The sequence below is a fragment of the uncultured Nonlabens sp. genome (assembly GCF_947495285.1).
Classification (GTDB): Bacteria; Bacteroidota; Bacteroidia; order Flavobacteriales; family Flavobacteriaceae; genus Nonlabens.
This window is the reverse complement of the sequence record NZ_CANLXZ010000003.1, coordinates 1-12,133: the sequence shown is the minus strand read 5'-3', so window position 1 is coordinate 12,133 and position 12,133 is coordinate 1. Positions and strand designations below refer to the sequence as shown.

Here is a 12,133-nt window from a genome sequence, read left to right as displayed (position 1 = left end):
CATATCATTACAAATCATTAAAAACATTTTTATAACAGATGAAATCTTCTAGAATTAAATAATTTTAGAAAACTTACCTCGATAAGTGTACTGTTTTAAATAGATGCTTTACAAATCTTTACGGTAGGTTCTTCTTCTTTTATGAAGAATAGGGTTGTAGTTTTTCCAAGATGCTTGCACCGCCATGTTATCTTCTAACTCTGGATTAGTCTCACATTTTGAAATACCATAATTCATGAAGTTCTGGGTGATGTTTCTAAACATCATAGCAGTAACTCCTTTACCTTGATATTCTGGATCGATACCTATTAAATAGAATGCCGCCTCTGTATTTTTCTTTTTAGCTTTTAATAAATGTAAAAAACCAAAAGGGAATAATTTTCCATTTGCTTTTTGAAGCGCTTTAGAAAAAGAAGGCATCGTTATAGCAAATCCTACTAGTTTATCCTCCTGATCTGTTACTAATTCTATAAAATCTGGATTTATAAAGGGCAAGTATTTATCTTTATAAAGTTCTATTTGATACTGTTGTATAGGTACAAATGTAACTAGATTACTGTATGTCTTATTAAGTAAATCAAACATAGCGTCTACGTAGGGTAGAATCTCTTTAGTTGTTTTAAAGCGTAGAGATTTTAGGTCGTATTTACGGGCTATAATATCTGCAAAGCGGTTAATTTTATCGGGAATAGGGTTAGGTGGTTTAAATTTAAATTCTACCCATTCGGCAGCTTTTATATATCCTAATTGTTCTAAATGTTCCATGTAGTAAGAGTGATTGTACCAGGTAATCATGGTACTTATCTCATCAAAACCTTTGATAAGCATTCCTGCCTTATCCATGTTAGAAAAACCTACAGGACCTTCTGTAAATTCTAGCTGGTGTTCTCTTCCTAGGTCTTCTACTTTTTGAAGAAGAGCTGCAGTAACTTCTAGGTCGTCTATCATATCTAGCCATCCAAAACGCATTTTTGATTTTTTCTGTTCATTAATTTCGATATGATTAATTAATGCAGCAACGCGACCTACTATTTTATCATTTTTATAGGCAAGGAACATCCAACACTCGGCATTTTTAAAAACCTGATTTTTATCACGATCAAAAATGTCAATTTCGTCCTTTATAATAGGTGGGACAAAATAGGCATTGTCCTTATAAAGGTCCAGTGGAAATAGGACAAACTTTTTTATGTCTTTCTTAGACTCAATTTTACGTACTTCAATCATAATTTATATTCCGCCTTCTTCTTCAAGATTGAGCTTATTCTTCTTTTTACTTTTTTTATTTTTCTTACCAGCACCTTCACCTTTTGAGGTTTGCTTAATAGGTGAGTCTTTATGAAAATCTAGTCGGTAAGACATCCCTACGTTTACTTGAAATACACTAGGTGTGTCTTTAATATTTAATGTACCACTAACATCTACTTGCCAGTCTTTGTTTACTAGATAAGCAATACCGCCACGACCTAAATCATCACTATAAAAGTCAGATTTAATTCCTTGATATTCTGCAAAGATCGCCCATTTATTACTTACACTATGCGTCATGGTTAAAAACAACTGGTATGAAGGGAAGTCGGTACTTACTCTATCTGCTACTATGTTAGTTACAAATACCCAGCGTCCCCAGTTATTTTGAGTTATTAATTCTATTCTAGGTGATATGCTAGGATCATTAGGCGGCACTAAAGGGTTATTAGTACCTCCAAAATTTAAATTTGCGCCCGCATAAACGGATACAGCAGGAATAAGGTCTTTCCAGTTAAGTCTATGGTTTGCTTTCCAGCTCAATAAATTAATTTTTTTCTCACCAAAGAATTTAAGCGGATCAAAGACAAGGTATTTTGCACCTAAGGTACTTCTAGAAAAATTAGAAAATGAGGTTTCTGAAGATACAGAGCCATTAAAATCTGTTTGATCTACAGTAGCATAATTTCCTGTATATGAAAATTCAAGACGTTCAAGAAATGCGCCATAGCGCAATTGAAAATTTGCTCCTAAATAATCTCGGTCATAACGCTGTAAATCATGTTCTTCTGTTCTATAATATAAAGAGCCTTCAACTTGTGCAACACCTTTACCTACGGCAAACGCTCCCTGCGATCTTCCAGGGCTATTTGTGTTTATTGTTTCTGTATATTGAGCATATGCAAATTGAGTTGTAACAAAAAGCAATATGAGTAGACCAATACTTTTAAATGTGTGATTCATATATCATTATTCTACATCAAATTTAATATTTCTTGTAGAGTATCATGGATTAGACCTATTATTTTTACATAAAAGATTATCATTTGGAATTTTTACAGACAGTATTAATCATATTAATAGTACTAGTTACTATAAGATTATTATGGAGGGCATTTGGAAAAATAGTGCTTAAATGGCTAGGAATGAAAGTAATGCAGCGCGTTCAAAAGAGTTTTGAAAAACGTACTGGATTCAATACGGGACAGAATCCTTTTGAGACGCAGCAATCAGCTTCTACTCAAAAATCAACACCGTTAAAATCAAATGAAAAGAAAAAGGTAGGTGAGTACATCGACTTTGAGGAAATTGATTAATTTTCCTGATTCATTTATTTAACGTCTTCATGAAGTTTGATTCTAAGAAATTATTGCCACATCTAGCTGTATTTGTGGTGTTTATTATTGCTGCACTTGCCTATTTTTATCCTGTTTTAAGTGGTAAAAAAGTGTATCAAAATGACATAGTTCAGTATAAAGGTAACGCCAGGCAGCTTATCGATCACCGTGCAGAGACAGGTGAAGAGCTCTATTGGACAGATGCCGTTTTTGGCGGGATGCCCACATATCAGTTAGGTGCGCGCTATGATTATGATTTTATCGACAGTCTAGATAGAGCGATAAGATTCCTACCTCGCCCAGCAGATTATCTTTTTCTATACTTTGCGTCCTTCTATGTACTCATGCTAGTAATGCGTGTAGATTGGAAAATAGGATTATTAGGAGCGCTTGCCTTTGGTTTTTCTACGTACCTTATTATCATTCTAGGTGTAGGACATAATGCAAAAGCACATGCGATAGCCTATTTCCCACTCGTGTTAAGTGGAATAATTTTAGTTTTTCAAAAGCGTTACCTTCTAGGTTTTATAGTTACCGCACTTGCTATGGCGCTAGAATTACAGGCTAACCATCCACAAATGACTTATTACTTGTTACTAGCCGTAATAATTCTAGGTATTGCTTATTTTATAGATGCCATTAATAAAAAGGTAGTGCCTCATTACTTTAAATCCATAGGTATTATGACCGCAGCTGTAATTCTTGCACTGGGAACAAATGCTGGTAATTTACTCGCTACTAGTGAGTATTCAAAAGAAAGTACTCGTGGAGTTTCAAATATTACGGTTAACGCTCAAGGCGAAAACGTGGAAGTTAAAGAAGGTCTAGATTATGATTATATAACTGACTACAGTTATGGACTGTCAGAAAGTTTTAACCTTATTCTACCTCGTTTTGCAGGTGGCGGTAGTGGTGATGCTTATGAAGAAAGCAGCAATAGCCGTCAACAGTTATTAAAAATAGATCCCTCTTCATTAAATGAAGAAGAAATGGAATACTTAAATCAGTTGGTATCTTTAAGTCAGCGCAAGTACTGGGGTGACCAGGCCATAGTAGAAGCTCCTGCCTATCTAGGTGTAAGCGTTGTTTTTCTTGCTTTACTTTCTTTATTTTTAATAAAAGCAAGATTAAAATGGTGGACACTTACCGCTATTGTTCTAGCCTTACTACTCTCTTATGGAAAGAATATGAGCTGGCTTACAGAGTTTTTTATCGATTATGTTCCATTTTACAATAAATTTAGAGCCGTTACATCTATTCAGGTAATTATAGAAATGTGCGTGCCTATTCTAGCAGCTATAGGGTTGTGGCAATTCTTTAATGAGAAGACTACTATTGACAAAAAACGCAAAGCCTTACTTTATGCAGGTGCTGGTTTTGCAGGTGTATTAGTTGTTATCGCTTTGTTAGGTTCTTTCTTATTTAACCTTACAGGACCTTATGACGAGTACTTACTAGATTTTCCACAATTAGGTGCTCGATATGTAGACGCTTTAAAAGCAGACCGTTTTACTATGATCCAAAACGACGCTTTAAAAGCTTTACTTTATGTAGGTATTATTTGTGGTGCTTTATATCTATTACTAACTAATAAAATAAAACAAACCGTTGTATTAGTAATTTGTGGTGTGGTTATATTATTTGACCTGATCAGTTTTGATAGACAATATGTAAATGAAGAAGATTATGTGTCTGCTAGAGAGTATGCGTTACCTTTCTTAAAAACAGAGGCAGACGATTTAGTCCTTAAAGATAAATCACATTTTAGAGTTTACGACCAGTTAGCAGATCCTGTTAATAGTGGTAGAGCAGCTTACTTTCACAATGCAATGGGTGGATATCATGGAGCAAAGCCTCGTAGATTTCAAGATCTGATGAATTTTTATTTTGCCGGTCAGGAAGGTATTACTCGCGAGCAATTAGAAATTCTAGGTATGTTTAATACAAAGTATATTCTAGGCCAAAACGCAAGTGGTACCGTAGCTCAACAAAATCCTATTTTATCAGGTAATGCATGGTTTGTTACAGATGTTAAAGTGGTAAAAGATCAAAATCAAGAGATCTTATCTATTAAAGAATTAAATGCAGATTCTCTTGCCATAATTACTGCAGATCAAAAAGAACTGATAGGACTTAAAACTATAAGTAAAGATTCTACAGCATCTATTAAATTAACAAATTATAAAACTGAAGAGCTTACTTATAAGAGTTCTAATTCTAGAGATGGATTAGCAGTATTTTCAGAGATGTATTACCCTCATGGGTGGACGGCTACTATAGATGGAAAAGAAGCACCTATCGCTCGTGTTAATTATGCTTTAAGAGGACTTTCTATACCTTCTGGCCAACATGAAATAGTATTTAAATTTGAACCAGAAGTAGTTAAAACAGGTTCTACTATTATGCTATTCAGTAATATCTTATTATTACTAGTTATTTTAGGCGGACTATTTATCGCCTTAAAAAAGAAAATTTAAGCTGTTGAAAAAGCCTGTACTGATTATAAGTTATTACTGGCCTCCAGCAGGTGGGCCAGGTGTGCAACGATGGTTAAAATTTGCAAAATACCTACCTGAAAATGGGTATGATGTAACCGTTGTTGTTCCAGAAAATCCAGATTATCCCGTCTTGGACACTTCTCTTATGGAAGAAGTTCCAAAATCTATTAATTTCATAAAAGTTAAAATAAAAGAACCGAGTAGGATGGCAGGTAAGCTTTCGCGAAAGCGAACTAAAAACCTACAACGCGGTATTTTAAAGAAAGACCCTGGTATTTTAGAACGTGCCATGGTGTGGATGCGTGGTAATTTATTTATTCCAGATGCACGAGTAGGGTGGAAACATCGCGTTCTTAAAGATATAGAACCTTATATAACAAAGCATCCAGCAGCTACAGTAATTACCACTGGGCCACCACATTCTATACATCTTATAGGTTTAGAATTAAAGTCTCTTGTGCCGTCCATAAAATGGCTGGCAGATTTCCGTGATCCATGGACTACCATAGGTTATCACAAAGATCTTAAACTAGGCAAACGCGCACAAAAACGCCATGTAGATTTAGAAAAAGAGGTGTTGAACACTGCAGATTTATTAATAGTAACCAGCCCACATACAGGAAAAGAATTTAAAAGCAAAACATCGCGACCTATACAGTTGATTACTAACGGATTTGATACCTTACCTAATCCACAGGTGCGACAGCCAGAAGGTAAATTTGTACTATCTCACATAGGTACTTTATTATCAGATCGCAATCCGCAATTATTATGGGAATCATTGCAGGAATTATGTGAAGAATCAACCGATTTTGCTGCAGATTTTCAATTGCAACTGGCTGGTACTATAAGTGAAGAAATTCTAGAGAGCCTTACATATTTTAAATTAGATACTTATGTAGATAATAAAGGTTATGTGTCTCATGAAGAGTCTGTTGCGCTTATGTTTAATGCACAGGCATTGTTACTTATAGAAATAGATTCTCAAGAGACTCAAGCGATTTTACCTGGTAAGATGTTTGAATACTTTGCTAGTCGCAGACCTATTATTGCCATAGGGCCTAAAGAGGCAGACATAGAGCTGTTAATTACAGATACACATTCTGGAGAATTCTTTAATTACCAGCAGAAAAAGGCACTTAAAAAACACATTACCCATCTTTATGATCTCTATAAAAAAGGAACTAATGATGGTAATTCTAACGATTTAATAGATCGATATAAAAGATCTTATTTAACTAAAATCCTTGCCAAAACTATAGACTACGTATGGGAATAGTCATTAAACAGTCAGGGTGGAATCTCGTTATTACAGGCTTAGGCTTTATTCTAGGCGCTTTAAATGTGTTAATTCTAGCGCAAGTATATCTCTCTGACGATTATTATGGTTTATGGAATTATGTACTGTCTTCGGCATTTTTGTATTTTCCATTAATGTCATTTGGTATTCATAATACCATTGTTAAATATTATTCTAGCTATTCTACAAAGCAGGAGCGCGATTCCTTTTTAACGCAAATGCTGTTGTGGCCATTATTCATCATTGTACCGATTTTAGTTCTTATTTATATAGCGCAAGAACCTATTGCAACATTCATTTCTGATAAAAATATCATTACCGGTAAATACTTGTGGTGCATACCGTTAGTGTCTATTTTCCAGGCTTATTTTGAGATCTTCTATGCTTGGGTAAAAGTACATATGAAGACAGTGGTAGGTAATTTTCTTAAAGAAGTGTTTTATAGAGCTGCTGCAACGGTAGCACTTTTATTACTCGCTACAGATGTTATTAGTCAGCATCAATTTATTTATAGTCTTGTTATTATTTATGCGTTGCGAGCGTTGTTAATGAAGATCATTGCGCTTAGAACCTACATGCCTCGTTTAAGATGGGGAAAAATACTCCATAGAGGTAAGGTTTTAAATTACTGTATTTATATGATTATTGCAGGTTCTATTTCTACGGCTTTAATAGATCTAGATAAGTTTATGCTTAATCAATATGTGGCTATTGATAAAATAGGATTTTACGGTATAGCGGTGTTTATAGCTACTGTAATAGCTGTTCCTGCCCGTGGTATGGCACAAATTACGCATCCATTAACGGCAGGTTATTTTAATAGAAATGAAATAGGTGAGGTGCAAACCCTTTATAAGAGAAGTTCACTTAACCTAACTATTATAGCAGGGTTTCTGTTAGTGATTATTACTTGTAATCTTAATGAATTTTATGAGTTGATGCAGCCAGAAACGCGTGTTGCCATTCCAGTTGTTTTTTTAATTGCAATAACTAAGTTTTCTGAAAATGTTTTAGGTAGTAATAATGCGATACTTTATAACAGCAACTTGTATAAAGTGACGCTTTGGATGGGACTGGTTTTAACCTTTGTGGCGATAGGTTTAAATAGAATTCTTATTCCAGAATTGGGTTTAATAGGTGCTGCTATCGCTACTTGTGTGGCTTATTTATGTTATGCTTTTGCAAAAGCGTACTACGTTTACTATAAGTTAGACATGCATCCATGGACCGCAAAAACCTGGAGTTCTTTACTCATGATTTTAGTAATTACTGGATTGTTTTATTTCTGGGATTTCCCATGGAATCCTTATATGAATATCGCTTTTAAGTCTATTTTTATTGGGATAACGTATCTGTTAACTACTTATAAATTACGTCTTTCTACAGAAATTAATCAAATAATAGAAAAATACATACCATAGAAAAAATCAATTATTAGGTTTATCTTTTTTCTTTATACAACTTTATTGAATTTTACAGATAGTCTCTATTTTGTTTAATTTTAATAAATTAGGATGAGCTTTAACCATTCAGGTAATTATTTAAAAAAAATGAATTTTTAAATAAAGACCGATTTATTCTCAAGTAAAACTAATTAATATTAGCCTGAAATGCCATTTGCCCACATGAGTAGGTTTTGCCCTGAGCCTAGAGTTGACCTATAAATTATGATTTGCAGTGGTTTAAAACTAGCCCATTGCTGCCGCATATTTGTTATTATTATCGCAGAGGTACTGATGAGGTATTAAGATTTTGCAGAGTAGACATCAATAGACTTTATAGAAACTCTTTTCATTTTTTTATTATCGATCTATACGACTTCCATTACTACCTTTTTCTTATTTAAATAGTAATTTCTTCCTTGCCTAACTTCTTCTTTTCTCTTATTGTGTAATGTTTTTAATGGAAAATTCTGACCATTTTTACTATTTATAGTCATCTCAAAACCGCGACAATATGCTTTTCATAAACTATATTAGACTGTTAAAAAAAAGTGTATCTGCTGTTGAATTTATCATATGTATAATATTAATAATTGCGACCTGATTTTTCACAACCTTTTGCAGCATCTCATTCACTGAAAATAAAATCATATTGCTATTTTATTTTTTCTCAATAAGCTTTACAGGCATCATCATTGGGTAGTTCTTTTATTAAGTTTAATGTATCTTGACCTTATATTTGCTTTATGCACAATGTTTAAAAGGCATTATAACACGGTAGTTAAATGATTAATTCAATAAATAGATCTTCAAATAATCAATCAAATCTTAATAATCTATAAGAAAACATTCAGGAATTATAATATTTAGTGCTGTTATTTAAAGAAAAACTATCTTTTACCTGCGTTACATGAATCCTGTGTCTTTTATGGGGAATGAATTAAAATTGTATCAAGGTTTTTGACTAGTACCGCTTTCGCGAAAGCGAAACAACCATTATCTTTAAAAAATGAAAAAGACATTAGAAAATATAATTAAGTCACGTCGCAGTATTTTTCCTTCACAATACACAAATGGAGTGATACCTAAAACTGATTTATTAAAAATCTTAGAAAGTGCGAGGTGGGCACCTAATCATAGAAAAACAGAACCATGGCGTTATAAAGTATTGCAGGGAAATGCCTTAACCGATTTAGGGGAGTTTATAGTAGAACAGTTTAGTCTGTCTACAGATAAGGCAGTACCGCTTAAACTTAAAAAACTTCAAGAAAAATTAGAAGTAACCACTGCTATGATTTTGATCTTTAAATATAGAGATAAAAAAGAATCGATACCAGAGTGGGAAGAAATAGCCGCTGTAAGTATGAGTGTGCAAAATATGTGGCTTACTACTCATAATCTGGGATATGGATGTTACTGGAGTTCTCCTAAACCATTTGTAGACATGTCTGAATTTAAAAAAATTACGGTAGAGGATAGAGAAGAGTTTTTAGGTTTCTTTTATATAGGTACTTATAACCCTGAGGAGGTGGCTTCTTCAATTCTAACAGAGAGGAAAAGTATAGACCAATTTACACAATTTGTGGACTGAAAAAGAGAAGTTTTTTTTTTGAATTTATTGAGTTATCCTTTTAAAATAATGTAGCTTTTTATTTATGATCATTAAACTGAATGGGTTCTTTAAAAATTACATCGGTCTATAATTTCTTTAATAATAAGTTTTACTCCATTTTACCTTAAAGTACGATCAAATCATTTGGTCACTAAAATTGATTATTCACAATAGTTAAATGACCAATTCAAAACAGTACGGTATAAGAATTAATGTATAATTTTTTTAATAAAATAGATCATCAGTTTTTTATTTTACTGTATTTTATCTATAAAATCTGTGTATAATAAAAAATTCATTTATTAGTCGTACTTTTGCAAAATAATTAAACACAGTTATTTGAAAAATTTTGAAGACTTAGGTCTATCACAACCGTTATTAGACGGTCTTGCTGAAATGGGTTTTGAAACTCCTACGGAGATTCAGCAGCAAGCTATTCCATTATTGCTTAAGCATGATGGTGATTTTATAGGTCTGGCGCAGACTGGTACAGGGAAAACCGCAGCATTCGGTATACCATTATTAGAGTTAATGGATACCAGCTCAAGAGATACGCAGGCACTTATACTAGCCCCAACGCGTGAATTAGCACAACAAATTTGTCGTCAGATAGAAGCAATGTCTCTAAAAATGGGAAGGCTTAATGTCGTACCTGTTTTCGGTGGAGCAAATATCATGGGTCAGATTAAAGACATAAGACGTGGTGCACAAGTTATAGTTGCGACTCCAGGACGTCTTATGGATCTTATGAAACGTCGCGAGGTAAAACTCGATGCGTTAAAATTTTTGATTCTTGATGAAGCAGATGAGATGTTAAACATGGGTTTCCGTGAAGACATTGATTTTATCCTTTCTAAGACAGATGTAGGTCGTAATATCTGGTTGTTTTCTGCTACAATGGCAAGAGAGATCAAGAAGATAGTAGATACCTATATGGTAAACCCAGAAGAGGTGCGTATCAACCGTGAGAATATTGTAAATACAAATATTTCTCACCAATTTGTTCAACTTAAAGCTCGTGATAAAACTGAAGCCCTGAGAAGAATGCTTGATTTTAATCAAGATATGTTTGGTGTAGTGTTTTGTCGTACAAAAAGAGATACCCAGCAAGTAGCAGACGAGTTGAATAACAATGGTTATGCAACAGAAGCACTTCATGGAGATATGTCTCAAGCACAGCGTGATGCGGCTATGAAACGTTTTAGAAATAAAAATCTAAAATTATTAATAGCTACAGATGTCGCTGCACGAGGAATTGATGTAGAGGATATTACTCATGTAATACATTTTGCATTACCAGAAGATCCAGAATTTTATACTCACCGTTCTGGTCGTACAGCGCGTGCAGGTAAGAAAGGAGAATCTATTGCGTTTATTACTAAAGGTGATATACGTAAAATGAGATACATGGAAAATAAGCTTTCTATTAAATTTGAAAGATCTGAGATCCCAGCACTAGAAGCAATAACCGCTAGACGTATTTCTAAATGGACAGAAGGTATAAAGGATTTAAAAGTAAATGATAAAATTAGTGATGAACTTTTTGATGAAGTAAAAACTAGTCTTGAAGAGATTACTAAAGAAGAGTTGATAGGTAAGTTTTTAAGTCAAGAGTTCAATAAGATTTATAAGCGTAATTCTATCACAGATCTTAATGACAATTCAAAGCCACGCGAGGATAGAGGTGAGTATCGTGAGAGAAAACCGAGATCTAGAGGTAAGGAAGATGGGATGAAGACCTATTTTATTAACTTAGGTCGCAAAGATGATGTAAATAAAGGGGCTTTATTAGGTTTTGTTTGTGATGTAACTGGTATTTCTGGAAATGATATAGGTCGTATTGTTTTAGATGGTGCTCATTCTTTTATTGATGTAAAAGAAGAAGTAGCTGCTCAAATGGAAAAATTAAACGGTCAAGAGCGTAATAAACGTGAAATTAGGGCAAATGTTCACGAAGGTGAGGTGCGAGAGTCTAGAGATCGTGGAGGTAGAAATGGTAGAAGTGGAGGCGGTTATAAAGGTCGTAGAGATAGCGATTCTAGGTCTAGCGGTGGGTTTAAAGGTCGTCGTAGAGATGGAGATTCTGGTGGTGGCGGTAGTCATCGAGGTCGTCGTGATGATAGTTCTAACTCTGGCGGTGGTTTTAAAGGTCGCAGCTCAAGATCTAATGATGATAATAGTTCTGGTAGCAGTTTTAGGAACCGTGATTCTAAGCCTAGACGAGAAAATTCTGGCTCTAATGACTCCACTGGTAACAAAGGAAAACGATCTAAGTTTTTTGGTTCTAAATGGGACTAATTAATTAAATAGCTTTATACATGAAAAAAGATCCTGTCTCATTTGAGATAGGATCTTTTTTATCATATAGATGTCCCGTCCTAAAATAGCGATACAGATTAATTTGTTTTAACGCATTCCTCTCTTAAATGAATTTACGGTGTAGATCATCTATCTATTGTAGTGTAATTAGATACAATTTTGGTTGGTCATTAAAATAAAGCAACTTGTATGTATTTTTTGTGGGTTGTATCTTTTCAAAAGGATGATGGTGCCATTGCTGCAAATGAATTTTTATAAATAAGTTCTGTCTTATAAAAGCAACTAATTTTGATAAATACCATTTATACCAATTTACTTTTGAAAAGTCTCTATGAAAGCATTTTTATAATGATGATTACTAGTTATTGATTTTATGG

General features: G+C 33.8%; 8 protein-coding genes. 6 read left to right on the top strand and 2 right to left on the bottom strand.

Features of this window, described 5'->3' with window-relative positions:
- Positions 1-108: 108 nt before the first annotated feature.
- Together Q0838_RS01585 and Q0838_RS01580 are read right to left on the bottom strand one after the other, a co-directional pair.
- The gene (locus Q0838_RS01585) at positions 109-1,227 is read right to left on the bottom strand and encodes a GTP cyclohydrolase (RefSeq protein ID WP_298950510.1); all 1,119 of its coding nucleotides are present in this window, start codon (positions 1,225-1,227) and stop codon (positions 109-111) included.
- Positions 1,228-1,230: 3 nt separating this feature from the next.
- Positions 1,231-2,211, bottom strand: coding sequence for a transporter (locus Q0838_RS01580; RefSeq protein ID WP_298950508.1), 981 nt, complete (start codon positions 2,209-2,211; stop codon positions 1,231-1,233).
- An 83-nt stretch (positions 2,212-2,294) separates the two neighbouring features.
- Between Q0838_RS01580 and Q0838_RS01575 the strand changes: the two genes are divergently transcribed.
- The 6 genes from Q0838_RS01575 to Q0838_RS01550 all read left to right on the top strand — a co-directional run bounded on the left by Q0838_RS01575 (position 2,295) and on the right by Q0838_RS01550 (position 11,735).
- Positions 2,295-2,564, top strand: a complete 270-nt coding sequence (locus tag Q0838_RS01575; RefSeq protein WP_298950506.1) for a DUF4834 family protein — start codon at positions 2,295-2,297, stop codon at positions 2,562-2,564.
- A gap of 29 nt (positions 2,565-2,593) precedes the next feature.
- Positions 2,594-5,062, top strand: coding sequence for a YfhO family protein (locus Q0838_RS01570; protein WP_298950504.1), 2,469 nt, complete (start codon positions 2,594-2,596; stop codon positions 5,060-5,062).
- A gap of 4 nt (positions 5,063-5,066) precedes the next feature.
- The gene (locus Q0838_RS01565) at positions 5,067-6,362 is read left to right on the top strand and encodes a glycosyl transferase family 1 (RefSeq protein ID WP_298950501.1); all 1,296 of its coding nucleotides are present in this window, start codon (positions 5,067-5,069) and stop codon (positions 6,360-6,362) included.
- Positions 6,353-7,804 carry a polysaccharide biosynthesis C-terminal domain-containing protein gene (locus tag Q0838_RS01560; RefSeq protein ID WP_298950499.1) on the top strand — a complete coding sequence of 484 codons (1,452 nt, stop codon included), beginning with the start codon at positions 6,353-6,355 and terminating at the stop codon, positions 7,802-7,804. Before Q0838_RS01565 ends, Q0838_RS01560 begins: the two co-directional genes overlap by 10 nt.
- A gap of 1,030 nt (positions 7,805-8,834) precedes the next feature.
- Positions 8,835-9,416: a nitroreductase gene (locus Q0838_RS01555; protein WP_298950498.1), complete on the top strand. Its 582-nt coding sequence runs from the start codon at positions 8,835-8,837 to the stop codon at positions 9,414-9,416.
- A 360-nt stretch (positions 9,417-9,776) separates the two neighbouring features.
- The gene (locus tag Q0838_RS01550) at positions 9,777-11,735 is read left to right on the top strand and encodes a DEAD/DEAH box helicase (RefSeq protein WP_298950495.1); all 1,959 of its coding nucleotides are present in this window, start codon (positions 9,777-9,779) and stop codon (positions 11,733-11,735) included.
- Positions 11,736-12,133 lie beyond the last annotated feature (398 nt).